Origin of the sequence: Nostoc sp., assembly GCF_036917355.1 — a bacterium.
Classification (GTDB): domain Bacteria; phylum Cyanobacteriota; class Cyanobacteriia; order Cyanobacteriales; family Nostocaceae; genus Nostoc.
Map to the genome: position 1 here is coordinate 15,405 of NZ_JBALDP010000036.1, position 17,536 is coordinate 32,940.

At 40.2% G+C, this 17,536-nt stretch carries 17 protein-coding genes; 7 read left to right on the forward strand and 10 right to left on the reverse strand.

Annotation, left to right across the window (positions count from 1 at the left end):
- Positions 1 to 85: 85 nt before the first annotated feature.
- Positions 86 to 1,306, forward strand: coding sequence for a cupin domain-containing protein (locus V7K53_RS10450; protein WP_335197437.1), 1,221 nt, complete (start codon positions 86 to 88; stop codon positions 1,304 to 1,306).
- A gap of 20 nt (positions 1,307 to 1,326) precedes the next feature.
- On the opposite strand, the gene V7K53_RS10455 is transcribed toward V7K53_RS10450, so the two are convergent.
- Together V7K53_RS10455 and V7K53_RS10460 are read right to left on the reverse strand one after the other, a co-directional pair.
- Positions 1,327 to 2,232, reverse strand: coding sequence for an N-carbamoyl-D-amino-acid hydrolase (locus V7K53_RS10455; protein ID WP_335197438.1), 906 nt, complete (start codon positions 2,230 to 2,232; stop codon positions 1,327 to 1,329).
- A gap of 139 nt (positions 2,233 to 2,371) precedes the next feature.
- Complete coding sequence (locus V7K53_RS10460; protein ID WP_335197439.1) at positions 2,372 to 3,724, reverse strand: oligosaccharide flippase family protein; 1,353 nt, start codon at positions 3,722 to 3,724, stop codon at positions 2,372 to 2,374.
- A 187-nt stretch (positions 3,725 to 3,911) separates the two neighbouring features.
- Here V7K53_RS10460 and V7K53_RS10465 point away from each other — a divergent pair, with 187 nt between their 5' ends.
- Complete coding sequence (locus tag V7K53_RS10465) at positions 3,912 to 4,295, forward strand: four helix bundle protein (RefSeq protein WP_335197440.1); 384 nt, start codon at positions 3,912 to 3,914, stop codon at positions 4,293 to 4,295.
- On the opposite strand, the gene V7K53_RS10470 is transcribed toward V7K53_RS10465, so the two are convergent.
- The 4 genes from V7K53_RS10470 to V7K53_RS10485 all read right to left on the reverse strand — a co-directional run bounded on the left by V7K53_RS10470 (position 4,285) and on the right by V7K53_RS10485 (position 7,682).
- On the reverse strand, positions 4,285 to 4,821 hold the full coding sequence (locus V7K53_RS10470) for a hypothetical protein (RefSeq protein ID WP_335197441.1): 537 nt from the start codon (positions 4,819 to 4,821) through the stop codon (positions 4,285 to 4,287). The two genes, V7K53_RS10465 and V7K53_RS10470, sit on opposite strands and share 11 nt — an antisense overlap.
- A 487-nt stretch (positions 4,822 to 5,308) precedes the next feature.
- The gene (locus V7K53_RS10475) at positions 5,309 to 6,316 is read right to left on the reverse strand and encodes an aldo/keto reductase (RefSeq protein WP_335197442.1); all 1,008 of its coding nucleotides are present in this window, start codon (positions 6,314 to 6,316) and stop codon (positions 5,309 to 5,311) included.
- A gap of 239 nt (positions 6,317 to 6,555) precedes the next feature.
- Positions 6,556 to 7,080: a hypothetical protein gene (locus V7K53_RS10480; protein WP_335197443.1), complete on the reverse strand. Its 525-nt coding sequence runs from the start codon at positions 7,078 to 7,080 to the stop codon at positions 6,556 to 6,558.
- Positions 7,081 to 7,370: 290 nt separating this feature from the next.
- Positions 7,371 to 7,682 carry an RNA recognition motif domain-containing protein gene (locus V7K53_RS10485; protein ID WP_289798627.1) on the reverse strand — a complete coding sequence of 104 codons (312 nt, stop codon included), beginning with the start codon at positions 7,680 to 7,682 and terminating at the stop codon, positions 7,371 to 7,373.
- Positions 7,683 to 8,086: 404 nt separating this feature from the next.
- Between V7K53_RS10485 and ilvA the strand changes: the two genes are divergently transcribed.
- The gene (ilvA, locus tag V7K53_RS10490) at positions 8,087 to 9,598 is read left to right on the forward strand and encodes a threonine ammonia-lyase, biosynthetic (protein WP_335197444.1); all 1,512 of its coding nucleotides are present in this window, start codon (positions 8,087 to 8,089) and stop codon (positions 9,596 to 9,598) included.
- 204 nt (positions 9,599 to 9,802) lie between these two features.
- Here ilvA and V7K53_RS10495 read toward each other — a convergent pair whose 3' ends face one another.
- Together V7K53_RS10495 and V7K53_RS10500 are read right to left on the reverse strand one after the other, a co-directional pair.
- On the reverse strand, positions 9,803 to 10,843 hold the full coding sequence (locus tag V7K53_RS10495; RefSeq protein WP_335197445.1) for a hypothetical protein: 1,041 nt from the start codon (positions 10,841 to 10,843) through the stop codon (positions 9,803 to 9,805).
- A 10-nt stretch (positions 10,844 to 10,853) separates the two neighbouring features.
- On the reverse strand, positions 10,854 to 11,099 hold the full coding sequence (locus V7K53_RS10500; protein WP_099099597.1) for a hypothetical protein: 246 nt from the start codon (positions 11,097 to 11,099) through the stop codon (positions 10,854 to 10,856).
- Between the two features lie 233 nt (positions 11,100 to 11,332).
- On the opposite strand from V7K53_RS10500, the gene V7K53_RS10505 reads away from it, so the two are divergent.
- The gene (locus tag V7K53_RS10505; protein WP_335197446.1) at positions 11,333 to 11,509 is read left to right on the forward strand and encodes a hypothetical protein; all 177 of its coding nucleotides are present in this window, start codon (positions 11,333 to 11,335) and stop codon (positions 11,507 to 11,509) included.
- 191 nt (positions 11,510 to 11,700) lie between these two features.
- Here V7K53_RS10505 and V7K53_RS10510 read toward each other — a convergent pair whose 3' ends face one another.
- Positions 11,701 to 13,191: a TonB family protein gene (locus V7K53_RS10510; protein WP_335197447.1), complete on the reverse strand. Its 1,491-nt coding sequence runs from the start codon at positions 13,189 to 13,191 to the stop codon at positions 11,701 to 11,703.
- A 342-nt stretch (positions 13,192 to 13,533) separates the two neighbouring features.
- Between V7K53_RS10510 and V7K53_RS10515 the strand changes: the two genes are divergently transcribed.
- The 3 genes from V7K53_RS10515 to V7K53_RS10525 all read left to right on the forward strand — a co-directional run bounded on the left by V7K53_RS10515 (position 13,534) and on the right by V7K53_RS10525 (position 16,849).
- Positions 13,534 to 14,187: a MotA/TolQ/ExbB proton channel family protein gene (locus V7K53_RS10515; protein ID WP_335197448.1), complete on the forward strand. Its 654-nt coding sequence runs from the start codon at positions 13,534 to 13,536 to the stop codon at positions 14,185 to 14,187.
- Positions 14,171 to 14,575 (forward strand): ExbD/TolR family protein, encoded by a 405-nt coding sequence (locus V7K53_RS10520; RefSeq protein WP_094352241.1) that lies wholly within the window; start codon positions 14,171 to 14,173, stop codon positions 14,573 to 14,575. The genes V7K53_RS10515 and V7K53_RS10520 overlap by 17 nt, the downstream gene beginning before the upstream one ends.
- A gap of 339 nt (positions 14,576 to 14,914) precedes the next feature.
- A complete protein-coding gene (locus V7K53_RS10525) occupies positions 14,915 to 16,849 on the forward strand; it encodes a hypothetical protein (protein ID WP_335197449.1) in 1,935 nt (644 codons plus the stop codon).
- 2 nt (positions 16,850 to 16,851) lie between these two features.
- On the opposite strand, the gene V7K53_RS10530 is transcribed toward V7K53_RS10525, so the two are convergent.
- Positions 16,852 to 17,439 carry a Uma2 family endonuclease gene (locus V7K53_RS10530; RefSeq protein ID WP_335197450.1) on the reverse strand — a complete coding sequence of 196 codons (588 nt, stop codon included), beginning with the start codon at positions 17,437 to 17,439 and terminating at the stop codon, positions 16,852 to 16,854.
- Positions 17,440 to 17,536 lie beyond the last annotated feature (97 nt).

Sequence of the window (17,536 nt, forward strand, 5' to 3'; positions counted from 1 at the left end):
TTTTAGGCTGCAAAAATAAGCTTCGTTTCTATAGTCTGCCACTTCAGGAGAGGAGATTTTTGAAATTTATCCAAGCCAAAGAATAATGAGTATAAATTACAAATTTTCCAGCCTCATATTGCCCTACACAATTGAAGAATTTTTTCAGCAATTTTATGAAGAAAAATATCTTTATATTGCCCGAAATAACGAAAAATACTACGATGCCATTCTCAATTCTGATGATATTGACCTATTTTTTCAAAATAAAAGGTTATTTTCTTCTGAACTGCGGGTTGTCAAAGAAAGTGAAGAAATACCCGCCTACAAATGGAGTTATGATAACTCATCTATTGCCGATAATGACCGACTATTTGTTCTATTTAACCAAGGACATACCATAATTGTTAGGGCAGGCGATCGCTCAATTTTCAAGTTAGCAAACTATTGTAGCGATCTAGAACGAGAATTAAAGATTTACTTGCAATTTAAGATTTACATTTCACCAGCTAACAGCCGAGGATTTATTCCTCATATTGACGATCATGATGTCTTGATTTTACAAACAACAGGAACAAAAATCTGGCGTTTATATCACTCACCAGTAAAACTTCCATGTTCTGAAGAAAATCCATCTTCTCCAAACTATGCTAATAAACGATATAAAGGCGAGTTTTTTCATCAAGTAGGCATCCCTCAATTTGAAGTAGAGTTAAAACCTGGGGATTTATTATACATTCCCAGAGGATTAATTCATGAAGCTTTGACAACTGATACTGCTTCAGTTCATATTAATATAAATTTATATCCTAATTATTGGTTTCAACTGTTCCAAGAAGTTGTCGAACTCGCTCAAGCTCAACCTGAGTTTAGACGGGCAATACCCAATGCTTTAATGAATGAAGCTGATAAAATCAAATTTAAAGAACGATTTCGTCAGCTTACTCACTCTTTAATTGATAATTTAGATGTAGATGAACTACTAGAAAGAAAGTTTGATAAATTCCTCTCTAGCAAGCGTTTCGACGACCAAAATCGCTTTAAAGATTCTATTCTTTTAAACAAGCTCAATTTGAATTCTATCCTCTCACGACGAAAAAATCTTATTTATAAAATTGACAGAGATGAAAAAAATGTGTACGTTAAATTTTACAATAAGAAATTAGATTTTCCTCGTTTTTTTGAACCTTCCTTAAAACTCATGTTTCAAGATGAATGTTTTGCGGTCAAGGATATTGGAGAACTGATAACTGACGAAGGCAAGATTGAGTTAGCGACCAAATTTATTCAAGAAGGATTTCTCAAAATTGAAAATATAAATACATAAAATTAAACAGGCATTCCTTTTCAAACATCCTCTGATGTCACGCTTTTTTGTTCACAGATCGGTTGATAATACTGTGGTTGACGATACACCTCAAAATTAGACAAAGGCTGACATAAATCTAGGTTACAACGAGCAACAATCAACTCATCCCCCAAGGTAATGCTTTTGGCCACAATTTCGCCAGAAGGAGCAATAATGGCACTATCACCAATCAGATCGCAGCCCTCTTCTCGCCCAGCTTTTGCCACGCCAACTACCCAAGTTGCATTCTGATAAGCTCCGTCTTGCATAACTAAGTGATTATGGAACTGACTTAGGTGAGTTTGTTGCGGTGTACTATAACCGATTAAAATCATCTCCACGTTTTGAAGTCCCATTACTCGGTAGGTTTCTGACCAACGGCGATCGTTGCAGATGCACATTCCGATAATACCGTCAAAGGCGTGCCATACCTGAAACCCTAAATTTCCAATATCAAAGTACCGTCTTTCCAAATGCTGGAAGGCTTGCTCTGGTTTATATTCAATATGACCAGGTACATGAATCTTGCGATACTTGCCAATAATTTGACCCGATTTATTGACTAAAATTGAGGTATTATAACGATGAGTTTGGCCTTTTTCAATCGTCAGTTCGGCATACCCTAGATAAAAACCAATTTCTAAATGAGCGGATAGCTCGAACAACGGAAGAGTTTCTGTGCTAGGCATGTCTGTCTCGAAGAAAGCATCAATCTCTACCTGATTTTCCATGTACCAGCGAGGGAAAAAGGTGGTTAATGCCAATTCTGGAAATACTATCAGTTCACAGCCCATACTTTTTGCTTGTTTCATCAAGTCAATTAATCTATTGATGACATCTGTACGGCTGTCATTTCGGGCAATAGGGCCTAGTTGAGCGGCTCCAACAGTGATTATTCGGGCCATAATTGGAGATATTGGGGATTAATCAATCAGTGTAGCTTTGTGTCTTTATGGCAAGCTGATATAGGTGATGGTTTAAGCAGTGAGCGGGTTTGAGTCTAACTCGATCCTCTACTCAGTATTGCTCCCATTTGCTGATTGGTTATTCTTTTTCGCGCTCAACTTCCTGAGCGAAAAGAAAAGAGAAGGCAATAGGATTAACCCGAACGTATTTGATAACTAACACGCATAGTCCAATGTTCCATGCCATCGTGGTGAAAGCTGTAGCGATCGCAGCTCCCATAGTACCAATTAAAGGAATAGCGATCGCATTTAATATCAGATTCAATAAAACCGCACAGCCACAGACAATTACAGATTTGTTTTGATGACCAGTAACTGTCATTAACATATTTACCGAGCCACAAAACACGCTTACCAGTTGACCCAAAACCAGAATTTTTAACTCCCCACTGACCGCAATAAACTCCGATCCAAAAACTCCTAAAATAGAGTTGGAAAAGACAATTAAGCAACAGGCAAGGACTAGTGAAGGCCAAAAAATCCATAAAGTGATGGTGGAAATTACCTTCTGCAAACCCTGTAAATCATCCTGAGCGTAGAGAGCGGCAAATGTTGGTGCTGCCACCATGTTTACCGTCGTTAAAATGAAACCCACCCACATTGCTGTCTTAACAGCAACACTATAAATTCCTGTTTCGCTCGGCCCTAAAAGCGAGCCGATCATCACAATATCAGTCTGATATAAAATTACATTAAATGCTTCCTGAACCAATAAAACCAGGGAGACTTGAAGCCATTCACGGAGGGCATAAATTGGAGTGGCCAATTCAATATTATCGTTTAACTTCTTCCAAAGTAGTCCTAACTGAAATCCAGCCAGCACTAACAAGAGTACAATAGCCATACCAATGATTGGCAGACTTGTAAGAGAGCCATTTTTTTCTAACCAAACAAATCCACCACAAAGCAGTAAGATTGGCCAAATAATTTTGTAAGGAGTATATGCTAAGATAATGTCCTCCATTGCCCTAGCAGTTTCTAGCTGTAAATTGAGTAAAATCTGGGGAGGAACTAGCCAAATCCCAACTAGAAGAGGTATGGCGTAGGTAAAAGAGTGATACTGATTGAGTAACCAAATTACGCCCATACTGGCAACAGAAAGTAACAAACCTACTAGCAGACTAATCAGCCAGCTACTGCGGACTAAACCTCGCAAACGCCCCCAGTCTTGTTGGACTCGATATTGACTGACAAAGCGCAGGACTGTACGAGGATAACCGAGTCCAGCAATGCTTGCCAACAGCCATGACCAGGAGGTGACATACTGATAAATACCATATTCTCTATCCCCCATCCATTGCGCCAAGAAAATCTGACTTAAGTAAGCCAAAGAAACCCCAGCTACTTGGATAAGGGTAGCAATACTAGTATCTTTAGCTAAAGCTTGTAATGTAATTTCTGATTGAGTTCGCGTGATGGGAGATTGAGCCATACAGTTATCTGTAATTTTAAAATTCAGATTTTTAGCTTTATCAACGACTTATGTAACTCTGGATTGACTATGTACTTAACGCCTCACCTTACAATCTATTAACAGGATAATCAAGGGTTGAGACAAAACATCCTACTTTTCATACTTTTCCCACTTTTATAGCGGTTCCCGCATAGGTAAGTGTACTTTGAATCATAATTTGGTTCTTGGCAACTTTTGGCGATCTTGGTTGGGAGAAGGCAGAAGGCAAAGGGCGGTTCAACTTGCTATCAATTGTTATAAATTTACCCGCCTATTTCCTCAGTCAGAATTGTATGGTTTAACCACCCAAATCCGACGTTCTTCTGTATCTGTAGCGTCTAATATAGCAGAAGGCTATGGAAGGCGCTCAAAGCCAGAATATATACAGTTTTTACATATTGCATTAGGCTCTTTGAGAGAACTTGATACCCAATTAATCATTGCAAAAGTTGTAGATTTAGCTGACAAAAACCTTTTCACTCCCCTATTGAATGAGGTCGAGGAAATGCAAAGTATATTAGTTGCTAGCTTAAACAAACTCAAAGCTTGAATTTATTACTTCTACCCTTCCGACTTCTGCCTTCTGACTTGAAAATCAAACTTCGGCTTAAATCCAAGATCGCCAAAAGTTGCCAAGAACCAAAATATGCTTCACCTATCTCTACAATTAAACGTTTTCCCAAGTCTTCAATATGGGGAACAACATCTCTGATGCCTTCAATATGCTCAGAAGTTGGTGAATCGGGAAGGTTTTGGGCTTTGGTTATCATGGCAGTGACAAAAGTTTTTTCTAAAACCGATTTGGTTTTGCCAGAGTTTGCTAACTCTTCTTGCAAAAACCACCGAACTAAGGCATGAATTTTATAACATCCTGCTCTTTCTTCTACCTGTTGCAGCAAGTTTGCTAATTTACGTTCTTGCAATCGCCCAAACATGATATCTAAAGATATTTCCGGGTCGCGTACCAAATAAGCTCCTACTAACTCTATCCCCAAAGGCAAATATTCCAGACATTCACATAATATTGCGGTTGCAGCTTGTAGTTGGTTTTCAACTCGCTTATCTTTTTCCCCCAACAGGTTTTTTCTAAGGCTTTGGTAGCTATTATAGTGCCAACAGCGATCGCCGCAGTTTCAAGTATCATCATCCTGCCTTGACTATGTGTATCTTATTTACTTCTTAACACACCACTTTTGTTCTAAATTTCGCAGCTAAGTTAAAAAACCCAGATTTAACTCAGCGTTACAGATTTTGCATAGTTCAGCATTACTTTTTCAATTCATTGCGTGTGATATCTAGGTTTTTTAAATTGAAACCAGTTGCCGTTACTAAACATCTCTACTAACATCGCGCTTTAAATTACTAAAATAACGAGTTTAGTTACTACCACTACGATTTTTGTTACAAACATCATTATTTTCGTTACAATATTATCAATTTGTTAGTAAAATAATGAGTTTAGTTACCACCACTACGATTTTCGTTACAAACATCATTATTTTAGTTGATATTGCTGGGGCTATCGTTACATTTAATACTTTTCAAATTCAGCGACTTGAAATTTCACTTCGTTTGAAAGATATTTTGTAGCATTTTTTTGTCTGAATTCGCCGCCGCCTTATCCAACTCTGCAATCTCACCAGCATCTAATTGCCAACCCAACGCCCCAAGATTCTCCTTCGCTTGTTCAACGCTCTTTGCTCCAGGGATGGGAATAGTTCCTTTACAGATACACCAATTAATTGCCACCTGTGACATAGTTTTGTTTCTGAACTGTGCCACCTCTCGCAAACATTCCAAAAGCGATTTGCCAGCAGAAGCCTCTTCACCTCTACGCATTCCTGATAATATTTGCTTAAATAACAGACCTCGAATGCCTTTAGGCAAAGGGCCTTGCTCAGAGTATTTTCCTGTCAGTAGTCCCAAAGCTAGAGGGCTGTAGGCAATCAATTTAATGTCTAACTCATCACAAAGGTCTTTGAGCTTGAGTTGGGTGACAGGATATGTAGACAACAGAGAGTATTGAACTTGCAGAGTTGTAATCGGAACGCCTCGTTCGGCAAATTTTTTCTGCACTCGCATCAGCCGTTTCGGCCCATAATTGGATAATCCCACGCCCTTAACCAATCTTTGCTCATACAAATCGGCAAGACCATCTAAAAGTCCTTCCTCTTGCCAAGGAGCATAGTTTGCTGTTGACCAATGCATCTGTACCAAATCAACATTTCTTCCCAGGCGTTGAGCAGATGACTGGCAAGCTTTTACCATTGATTGACGCGTCCATCTCCACGGGTAAGCAGCAAGCTTAGTTGCAATACAAATATTTTCTTTGCCTGAACCTACATATTCTCGGTTGAATCGTCCCAGAAGCAACTCACTCCGACCATTCAATCTCCCCGTTCCGTAAGAATCGCCTGTATCAAATAAAGTTACACCGTTGCTTACACAAAGGTTAAAGACGGCTTGCAACTGCTCATCCATACTTTCGTCATATCCCCAAAGCAGTTGATTGCCCCAAGCCCAAGTACCGCAGCCCATGCTTGGGAGTGAGAGTTTTTGGAGAGTCTGCATCTTTGCTATTTATAGATTGCCTTATTAATTATCAGGCATACATAGCACAATACGGTTCAGTTAAGGAGAATTGTAGGTTGGGTTGAGGAACGAAACCCAACATTTTCAGTGGTTTGTTGGGTTTCACTTCCTTCAACCCAACCTACGCCTAACCCAAGCGTATTGATATATAGCAGTCCGAAATAATTCGTGAAAATTTGAGATAGTTATAACCACCCTGTAGTCTTGATTTATTAATTTCAACTTGACAGACTACTATTAGGGAATATGGTTGAATTTGCCAACAGCCAAGCTTTTTCAGTCCAGGCGTTATTAAATAACCCCACCTCTGACACATTTAATTCAAATGAATGGGGTGGTGATTCTAGCAACAAGGGCGAACCTTTATCCTGGGCCTCAACTAAGTTAACTATCCAGGGAAGAAAGTCTAAGATTTCTTTTGGTAATACAGTTAACTCGAAATCCCACAACAAATTCAGACCTCGGCAGACTTGTCCTTTTCTGGTCACTGTTACTCTACCAGCACTCTTGTTAATAGCCAGTCGCAGAATGAATGGGCGGAATGGGACAAATTCATCGGGTGCTGTATAAGCGTATACATTTATATAGTTTAGTCTCTGACTACGATCCATCCAAGATGCGATCGGTGAATTACTACTATAAGATGTACCAGTTATAAGTACTGGCATACTCATCGCAGCAGCAAAGTTAGTGTAAAACTTATGCCTTAGTTCGTTAACAATATGTTTAGCTTCTGGGTTCATGGTTGCTACACCGATTACAAAAACGATACCTGCGGTAAGCTACCCTAACGCATGGCTTCATAAGAATTATTTCCTAAAACCTCCTGCATCATTTCTCTACGAGAGGCTGCGCCAACGACTACGCTCAGTGACCACCTGCTCTCTAACTTGAAAGTACTGAGTGCTGTTAGCGGATAGCTAAGATTTAGCTCGTGCTGAGTGCTGAGTCAAAATACCAGTCCCAAAACGCAAAAAAGGCAGACTCCTTGTCTGCCCTTAAGACCTGAGAGTTAAATTTTTGGTTTTAGACCTTAATAGCGGCCGCCACCACCACCACCGCCACCATAGCCTCCTCTTCTACCACCAGAGGAACCGCCGTCTGTTTTGGGCTTGGCTTTATTAACTTTTAAGCTTCGACCCATCCATTCAGCGTTATCAAGCGCATCAATCGCCGCTTGTTCTTGTGCGTCTGATTCCAATTCCACAAACCCAAAACCTCTCATCCGACCTGTTTCTCGGTCGACAGGCAATTGAACATTTTTTACAGTTCCATATTCTGCAAAGACTTGCCGGAGGTCATCTTCTTTAACCTCATAAGATAGATTGCCGACGTAAATTGACATAGAATGTCTCCAGAATCAGAGGGTGTAGAGATTTAGATCCGGAGAGGTCTGTAATACAAGTATATATAAAAACAAACTGTACAGCCGAATTTCATCTTCCACGCATACTTTAACATAAATAGAGAAGTTATGTTCGTAAGTAACACTATAGTTAATCTGCCGATCTAAGTACTCAGATAGTTGGCAAAACTACTTTCAAATCAACCTATCAGCGATCGCATTAAATTTGCAGCGATCAAAAAATTTTCATAACTGAACTTAATTTATCTTCAAAGAATATTAATTGGTAATTTTTAGATTTTGTTCAATCAAAATTTCGAGAGAGAATAAATCAATAAAACCAGTGCGATCGCTTGTAACGTAAAATTAGTTTCCATCCAGCATTTGCTAACACCTTGACGCCCATGTTTTGCGACTACCTCATCCAAATTCTGACTGCCCGTGTATATGATGTTGCCCAGGAAACACCACTGGAGTATGCTCCAAATTTGTCTGCGCGGCTGAATAATCAACTCCTGTTGAAACGCGAGGATATGCAGTCAGTATTTTCCTTTAAACTGCGGGGTGCTTATAACAAGATGGTGCAACTGCCGCCAGATATATTGGCGCAGGGTGTAATTGCCGCGTCTGCGGGGAACCATGCTCAGGGAGTCGCCCTAGCAGCCAATCGCTTGGGAACCAAAGCAATTATCGTCATGCCAGTAACCACACCCCAAGTCAAGGTGGATGCGGTGAGAATGAGGGGCGGAGCAGTGGTGTTACATGGAAATACTTATGACGATGCTTATAGCTATGCCCGTGAATTAGAAGTAGAAAAAGGATTGACTTTTATTCATCCCTTTGACGATCCTCATGTAATTGCTGGACAGGGAACAATTGGGATGGAAATTTTACGGCAACATCAGCAACCCATCCATGCGATTTTTGTCGCAATTGGAGGGGGTGGATTAATTTCTGGAATTGGGGCTTATGTGAAACGGTTGCGTCCTGAAATCAAGATTATTGGTGTTGAACCAGTAGATGCTGATGCCATGTCTCAATCACTCAAAGCCGGACATCGGGTGCGCTTGTCCCAGGTGGGGTTATTTGCTGATGGCGTAGCGGTGCGGGAAGTCGGTGAAGAAACCTTCCGTTTATGTCAGCAGTATGTAGATGAAATTATTTTGGTAGATACAGACGATACTTGTGCTGCAATTAAAGACGTGTTTGAGGATACGCGATCCATTTTAGAACCAGCTGGTGCATTGGCGATCGCAGCTGCCAAAGCCTATGCCGAACGAGAACAAATCGAGGGACAAACCTTAATTGCTGTCGCCTGTGGTGCAAACATGAATTTCGATCGCCTCCGCTTTGTGGCAGAACGAGCAGAGTTCGGCGAACGCCGCGAAGCGATCTTTGCAGTCACAATTCCAGAGCAACGGGGAAGTATTCGCCAGTTTTGTGAATGTATTGGCAACCGTAATCTGACCGAGTTTAATTATCGCATTGCCGATGAAAAAACAGCCCATATTTTTGTCGGCGTGCAAATTCAAAACCGTGCCGATGCTGTCAAGATGGTAGAAACCTTTGAAGCTCATGGATTTGAAACCCTTGATTTAACGGACGACGAACTAACTAAACTACATCTGCGGCACATGGTGGGTGGACACTCTCCGCTAGCTAACAATGAATTACTCTACCGTTTTGAATTTCCCGAACGTCCCGGCGCATTGATGAAATTTGTGACTTCCATGAGTCCCGACTGGAATATTAGTCTTTTTCACTACCGCAACAACGGCGCAGACTACGGACGAATCGTTGTCGGTATCCAGGTTCCCCCCCATGAGATGAAAGATTGGCAAGCTTTTCTCGATCGCCTGGGCTATCGCTATTGGGATGAAAACAAGAATCCCGCATACAAGCTGTTTTTGGGATAGCAAGGGAGCAGGGGAGCAGGGGTGCAGGGGTGCAGGGGAGAAGTTGCAGTAAGTAGACTTCTTGCAAAAGTCGGGGTAAAGAAACTCAAAATCCTTTCCCTTTAACCTTTTCCCTTTTCCCTCTCTTGCAAAAATATATTTTTGCAAGAGGTCTAGTTTTTCCCCTCTGCCCCTCTGCCCCTCTGCCTCTTCTCCATGCCCAATTTAACGAGAACTCCCCTTCAATATCAGATTTGAGTCCCAAGTATAGAAGCCGATTTGATTAGGAACCCTAGCAAATCTACCTGTCCGATAGCCTCTAGATAGTTCATTCAGCACCTTATTTTTGATCTCTCTAATTTGCTGAGAATCTAGTTCTCCATAAATTCCGGCGATGACTTCAGCAACGCTGAAAACTTTACCTGGATTTTGTTTTAACAGAGAGGTGAGGGCATCAATTAAGAATTGACCCTCAAAGGCTTTGAGCATTGGTACTGTTTTTGTCGGGGGAACGAAAGGCTTCTTATTTTTGTTCTTGATATTCCTAGAAGCACCATTGCGATTATTTGGGGCTACCAAACTTAAATCCAGAGTATAACAACCTGGCTCATCGGGAATAGTTACCCAGTAATTCCTTTCTCTGCCTTGGGTGAGGGAAGATTGCACTCTACCTTTAACTACTTTGAATAGATTGGAATCTAACTCTCCATAAAGCGATCGCACGATAAAATCGATATGACAAACAGTACCTATCTGTTCTTGCAATAGCTGTTTTATGGCTTCCATTCGCGAGATAGCGTGCTGATACTGAGGTAGCATCGGAATTTCCACTACCTTCGTTGAACTATCGTTGTTCTCTAGGGCGATCTTTGGCTCTGTTGATGTCGTTTGAGATTGACTCTCTTTTGTATCAACAGCAGCAGAAAAAGAATTATTTATCTCAAATCGATCTGAATCTTTTCGTTCTGACTCTAAAGATTCCACCAAGTTGATTTCGCTGATGTCATCAAGGGGTGATAAAAACCGCAGAGAACTTTCCCCAGAAAGATTTGAGGTTTCATCAGTTGCCGTTAATCTTGATATCTGCTTGTTGGTATCAGAAAAAGACCAGTTAGACAACAACGCTTCTACATGATCGAGCTGCGATCGCGCCTGCACAAAGAGGCGTTCGTACTCTTCTGTAAGGCGAGCATAATAGTCTCGTAATTCCAACAGTGGTGAGAGAAAGGTTCCCGGAGGTGGTTCTAATTGTCCATTTTGAGTCATAGGGCTTTAATTAATTTAAATCGATGTCACTTTTATAAGACATTGCTCTGGGTTTTGCCTTGTGAGATGCTGGCTGGGATTTCTTAGGCGGTTGGGGAGGGCGACATCTCTCACAATATAAAGGTCGAGGGCCGAAAGTCTCGCGTTTTGTCAGATCGTTACACTCTTTACAGACAAACTGGAAAACACGAGTATGAATCTGTCTTTTGTGCGCCCTGACAGTATATTCTCTAACATCAATGAATTTACTTGCCATAATCAGGAATTGTGAATTGCCGACGTTATCAATGTCCTATCAATATAGCTATTCAAGCAAATCAAACCGCATCAGTGTGTGTTTATGTAGAAGTTTTATTCAAATCAGTGAATTTGACATCTAGACATAAAGTGCAGATGAGCAATTTGAGAGTTAGCCGTTGACTATATCTCTCAGCATATAATTGGTGATGAGCAAACACTACTATCATTCTTTAGGGACAGCCATTTACATTGCCCCGATCGTCAAAGTTGGTAGGAGAAAGTGCAGGATTATTTACTTCCACTACTATTGATTGGCAAATCAAGCGATCGCCAGTGTCTCTAATAGCCCATCATAAAATTACCGCACTCCTAACCCCTCTTCCTTATGCTAAATGGGTAATGCTTAATGGAGCCATTTCTGTCTAAAGAACAACCGCCTCCTAAAAACAGGAGACGGCGATCGTTGTTAATCAAAGTATGATTCCAATAATTTTTATCCCTCTACTAGTAGTATGTCAAGTCAACTTCACGGGGTCAATAAGTTCGTAGTCAGAACTTTAGTCCTTTGTTAAGCGCTCAAGCGCTTATTACTAACCCATGAATTTCAACTTGACAAACTACTGCTGACTAGGAGCAGCAGGTTGTGATTGAGGTTGTTGGCGTAAACGGCGTAAAGAGTCCCGCAATTTATTCTGGCTAGTGTTATCTCTTCGCCGCCGCCGATTTGTAGTTGCTTGTGGCTTTTGTGATGAATCAGTAGTCGTTTGCTCGCGCCGGATGCGGCGTAGGGACTCTCTTGCAGTTCCTTGAGTACGAGTTGTTCTAGCTTCAGATGATGAGTTTCTAGCAGGACTTTCTGCTCTTTGAGGTTCCAGTCGCCGACTAAATCCAGATATTGCTGGTCTTGATGGGGGTGCCAACTCTCTGCGCCTACGTCTTGGAGTTTCCTGTGTGGAGTTAGCAGCCGTTGTCTGTTGGGTTCTCTCTCTCTCTTGTGCTTGTCTTTGTGTTTTCCGTTCTTGAACTTGGCGATATCGCCGTGAACCTTGTAGAGCAAATTCAGTGGCTATAGATACCCCTTGTCTACCACCTTGTGCGGGTTTTAATTTCCAGTCACGCGCTTGTCTCTTGGTTTCTTCATCCAAGTCGCGGTTTCCACTAGAGCGAGCAATCCGCACATTAGTAACATTGCCTTCTGCATCAGTATCTACAGCTACTTCTACTCTGCCTTCAACTCCCCGCCGTCTTGCTGCCTCTGGATACTTGGCATTGCATTCGCGACAGGCTGCACGACCATTACCTGGACTGTTAATTTTTGGAGGTGTAGGCGCTGTTGCTACTGTGGGACGGTTTCCTGTTCCACTACCAATTCCACTGCCAGTGCCGCTACCAATCCCACTGCCAGTGCCACTGCCAGTGCCGCTACCAGTGCCGCTACCAATGCCACTGCCAGTGCCGCGACCAGTGCCGCTACCAGTGCCAGTGCCAGTTCCACTACCAATGCCACCACCAGTGCCAGTGCCAGTTCCTCCGCCAGAACCAGTACCACTGCTTGTACCTACAGCAATACCACTACCTGAGCCTAAACCAACACCAGATCCGCCGCCGCCACCGCCACCGCCACCACCTGCTGAACTTGCTTTGGAATCTTCAGACGGAGCTGGTTGGGGAATGGATGCAGATTTCACAGGTACTTCTGGTACCGATCGTGGAATAGGTGCAGATTTCACAGCAACTTCTGGCTTAATAGGAATTGCTTTTGGCGGCGTATTTATCGGCTGTAGCTTCTGAGGGACTGCTGTAATCTGTTCAAATTTTTCTACTGGTGGAGTTTCTATAGGCTGTTTTTGGACAATCTCTGGTTCTTTTTTTATTTCTTCTGGAATCTCTGCAATTGGTTTTTCTGGTTCCGCAGTCGGAGAATCCACGATCGCGACCTCTATTGGTTCTTCTTCTCCTGTGGGCACTCTCGTCAAATAATTACTTATGCCAGAAGACAGTACGCCGATATGCAGCGCCAGTGAACCTATTAGACTGTAAGTCAGAAAAGACTTGAGAGCCTCAACTTCTTTGGAACGTTGCTCGACAGTAATGCCGGAAAAGCTCATAGCTATTGCTACCTATTCTCACTAATTTAGCTATCTTAGAATGCAAGGTTACAAATATCAAGTAAACAATTAAAATTATTTGGGACAGCTTTACGGAACACCGGACTAGCATAAACATCTTTTTAAAGTACCAATATCATGCTTTTTGGACAAAATTAACTTTTGTTGCAATTAAATTAAATTAATTTATGTAAAACAAACGAACGAGTAAATAAAAATCATGATCGTTATATTTGAAAAATTTATCATTATATTTTATATTTTATTGAGAATAAGTTTCAGCTTTTCTCTAGATTCTGGTAGTCTGATTTTGTATTGTGGATGACGTTATAGAGGCACTACATGGGAATTCAAAATTTGTTTGCAGCAGGCGGTGTGGTCATGTGGCCCCTGTTGGCGTTTTCGGTATTGGGTGTGGCACTGATCGTCGAGCGGATCAGGTTTTGGGTACGGATTAATAAGCGTCAAAACCGGGTGGTGCGAGACGTTTTGAATCTCTACCGTCTCGATAATATTGTCGGTGCAATGGATAAACTTCAGAAAAACGCAGATTTGCCACTCGCTCGGATTTTTCTGGCGGCTTTAGAATTAGAAGAGCCAAATCCAGAGGAATTTCGTTTGGCCTTAGAAAGTGAATCACAAGCTGAGATACCTGTACTCAAACGTTTCCAAAACATTTTCGAGACAATTATTAGTCTGGCACCACTGTTAGGTCTTCTCGGCACAGTATTAGGATTGATAGCCTCCTTTGCTTCCCTAAATCTTGGTGATGTGGGAGGTAGTAAAACGGCAAGTGTTACAGCTGGGATTAGTGAAGCCCTGGTATCAACTGCATCAGGATTGATCGTTGCTATATTCATACTCATGTTTGCCAATACCTTCCGGGGATTGTACCAACGGCAAATTGCACTAATTCAGGAGTATGGTGGACAGCTAGAATTACTTTACCGCCGTCGCTATGAACGAGGAGAAAAAACGTATGCGTCTACCAGATGAACCAGAGCTTCCGCTACAGATCAACATCGTGCCGATGATTGACGTGATTTTTGCAATTTTGACATTTTTCATTATGTCAACTCTGTTTTTAACACGTTCTGAAGGTTTGCCAGTAAATTTACCGAAGGCTGCCACAGCTAAACAACAGCAAGTTCCCACTAAAATTACCATTACGGTAGATGAAAAAGAACAGGTAAGCCTGAACCGTAAACCAATTGCAGTTGATGATTTAACAGCGCAAGTGCGGACTTTAGTTGGTTCTAACCCAGAAGTATTAGTGATTATTAATGCTGATGAAAAAGTTGATTATGGCCGGGTAGTGGCGGTGATGGATCGAGTACGTCAAGTTCCGGGAGCTAAATTAGCGATCGCTACCCAAAGAGAATAAATAGATATATTGGGCGTCAGAAGTTCAGAGAGTCAGGAAAATTCTATATTCTGACTCCTAACTCCTTCTTGTCTAATAGACATCTCTAGAAATTTATTATGCGTTTCCCAAAATTATTGTTATACACAATTCATTAATTTTGCCTACCTGATTTTCACCAGATATTTAATTCTAACGGCAGTAACTTTTATTAATGTAGGTTTTGCCAAGGTTAAGTTTCAGCCGAATGGTTCCATTCTAGTATCAACAATCACGACATAATCCAAACTGACTTGATAAATTGCTAATTACACGAACAAAATAGGCATAGCAAATTTATACAAGCAGGTAGATTATCTGATGACTATTCCAGAGTCAATTAAAAAATTTATTACATGGATACAAGGTTTTGACCATCGTGTTTTACAAAATGAAGATGATGTAAAAGAAAAGCTGATTTTGCCTATGTTTCACTATCTCTGCTATCCAGAGATATGTCATCGTGAATACTCATTGAAAACATATCAATCAGAAACCTACGCCAAAAATCTAGAAATTGCTCAGATTTATTTTGCAACAGATGATCTTAAAAAACACAATACAAATACATCACTGATTTTTGTAGAAGCTATAGAACCGCAAAAGACTAAGTTAACTGAGGCTATTGAGCAAGGTAGATTTTATAGTAATCATTTTAATACACTATTTTTTATTGTCACCAATGGATATGAAATCAAGGTTTTTCAGCGTCTACATTACAATCGAGAAGAATTAGTATTTGATCTAAATATAGATACCTTAAAAAATAACGATATTGCCTCAAAGTTTTATAACAAACTCAATTTTGATGTAGTTAAAAATATCGATAAAAACATAGATGATATTTTCACATATACTAAATGTAACTTAATAGAAAACTTAATAATACGCCATCCAGATTTACAATATTTTTTAGAAAAATGTGATTTTGAACCTTCTATAAGACGAGAAGGCTGCCACTTAATTGTTGTTAAACCAAAAGTAGCGATCGCCTGTAATCTACCCAAAGCTTTTGGAGAAGGTAATTGTCAAATAGAATTCAGTAGTATTCTTTTTAAAGGTTTAAAAATTAACTTAAATCATCAAGATATTTTAGGTCAATTAATGACAGGATTACATACCCAGCCAGATTGGGGTTGTCGTCGTTTTTTGAAAGAATTAGATAAAAATAATTTTACAGTAAATTTGGGTCAAATAACAGTTATTTTATCAAAATTAGAAGCAGCAGACTTGTGTTTGTGTATCGATGAAGTTTGCCAAAACTATAAAAACTCAATAATTGAATTTGAGAATGCTCTAGAAACATGGAATTTTGAATTTGTAAGCTTTTCAGAAGTTCGTGGTTTTATTCTTTTTTCTGTAAGACAAGAATTATGGAAGTTGATGCAGCAGTTCGCTAAGGAATTTGATTATAAGAAAGGCAAGTCAGAATGGCACATATTCCATAGAGAAAATATATCAATTCGAGTGAGTCGAGGAATTCGCGATCATGCATTTATCTTCCCCAAGTTTGACAGAGATTTATCTTTATTACCTAGCAATCAAGTTAACATACTCTACGAACTAAATGATATTAATTTACAATCTATTGAAACAGCTAAATTTAGCTTATGGCAGCAAGATATTGGAGTACAAGAAACTTGGACAGCTAGATATACCAAACAGTGGTTATTAGATAAATATATTCCTAAGGTGATTAAATACTACTCAAATAAATCTCAATTATCTGAATCTGAATTGCTAGCAAAAATAACAAATTATAGAAGGGAACGTGCGCCGATTAAAGAAGTTGATAATATTAGAGATTTAGTACCTTATCTTCGTGACATTCAATCTTGGTTACATATCTATGTGGAAAATATTCCAGCTTCGCTATTGAAACCATATTACCAAGCCTATACAAATTTAGTGCGTAATACGGATTCTTCCATAACAGGCATAGACTATATTTTTGGAAATTTGCGGAGAGTTGAGTGGAAAAATACGCCAGAAGAAAATTATAGCAATTCCGCAGACTGGAAAAACTTGACTTTTAAATATGCTATGGATTGCTTAGATCGGCAAGTAGTAAGAATAAATAATAGTGAATACGAGAATAGTTTCAAGGCAGATTTGATCGCGCGGATATTTATTTGGATTATAGAAAATGGTAAAATATCTTTTTCACAAGCTCAGTTAAATGCTGCTAAACAGGCTTTAATACCACTTTGGGAACAAAGTCGTTTTGAAATGCGCTATATCTATCCTAATCAATAAAATTACATAATTTGCTGTAAATCCAACACAAATCCAGGTAGTACATTTTCTCCAGATAAATTAGCAGGATTGTCTAATATTTCTACATCTTTACCTGTACGATAAATTTCCACTCGCTTGTTTTGCCGATCGATTAACCAGCCTAATTGAGTGCCATTTTCGATATACTCCTGCATTTTCTCGTGCAATTCTTTCAAGGAATCAGTACGAGAACGCAACTCTACTACAAAATCAGGACAAATTGGGGCAAATTTTTCTTGTTGTTCTGGGGTTAAAGCATTCCATCGCTCAATTTTCACCCAAGAAACATCAGGAGAACGTTCTGCACCATTAGGTAGAGTGAAACCAGTTGAAGAGTCAAAACCTTTGCCTAATTTAGTCTGTTTATTCCAGATTCCTAATTCAACAACCATATCAAAGTTACGGTTGCCAGTGTCACTACCTGTAGGCGGCATAATTAATATTTCCCCTGATGCTGTGCGCTCAAATCTATAATTACTATTTTTCTGACACATTTGGAAAAATTGCTCATCAGTCAAGTCAATTTTCAATTTGAGTGTAGAAGGGAAACTGGTTGTCGTGGCGTTCATAGGCTATTCAGAGCATCTTACTTTCTAGTGTATTGCTGTGTGGGGTGCGTAGGCGTAGCCCGTCGTAGACATCGCATGATGAGATAATGAAGTGCGA

Coding starts and splice junctions, on each gene's coding strand:
- V7K53_RS10450 (WP_335197437.1), top strand. CDS start 86: ATGAGTATAAATTACAAATTTTCCAGCCTCATATTGCCCTACACAATT.
- V7K53_RS10455 (WP_335197438.1), bottom strand. CDS start 2,232: ATGGCCCGAATAATCACTGTTGGAGCCGCTCAACTAGGCCCTATTGCC.
- V7K53_RS10460 (WP_335197439.1), bottom strand. CDS start 3,724: ATGGCTCAATCTCCCATCACGCGAACTCAATCAGAAATTACATTACAA.
- V7K53_RS10475 (WP_335197442.1), bottom strand. CDS start 6,316: ATGCAGACTCTCCAAAAACTCTCACTCCCAAGCATGGGCTGCGGTACT.
- V7K53_RS10480 (WP_335197443.1), bottom strand. CDS start 7,080: ATGAACCCAGAAGCTAAACATATTGTTAACGAACTAAGGCATAAGTTT.
- V7K53_RS10485 (WP_289798627.1), bottom strand. CDS start 7,682: ATGTCAATTTACGTCGGCAATCTATCTTATGAGGTTAAAGAAGATGAC.
- ilvA (WP_335197444.1), top strand. CDS start 8,087: ATGTTTTGCGACTACCTCATCCAAATTCTGACTGCCCGTGTATATGAT.
- V7K53_RS10495 (WP_335197445.1), bottom strand. CDS start 10,843: ATGACTCAAAATGGACAATTAGAACCACCTCCGGGAACCTTTCTCTCA.
- V7K53_RS10500 (WP_099099597.1), bottom strand. CDS start 11,099: ATGGCAAGTAAATTCATTGATGTTAGAGAATATACTGTCAGGGCGCAC.
- V7K53_RS10510 (WP_335197447.1), bottom strand. CDS start 13,191: ATGAGCTTTTCCGGCATTACTGTCGAGCAACGTTCCAAAGAAGTTGAG.
- V7K53_RS10515 (WP_335197448.1), top strand. CDS start 13,534: ATGGGAATTCAAAATTTGTTTGCAGCAGGCGGTGTGGTCATGTGGCCC.
- V7K53_RS10520 (WP_094352241.1), top strand. CDS start 14,171: ATGCGTCTACCAGATGAACCAGAGCTTCCGCTACAGATCAACATCGTG.
- V7K53_RS10525 (WP_335197449.1), top strand. CDS start 14,915: ATGACTATTCCAGAGTCAATTAAAAAATTTATTACATGGATACAAGGT.
- V7K53_RS10530 (WP_335197450.1), bottom strand. CDS start 17,439: ATGAACGCCACGACAACCAGTTTCCCTTCTACACTCAAATTGAAAATT.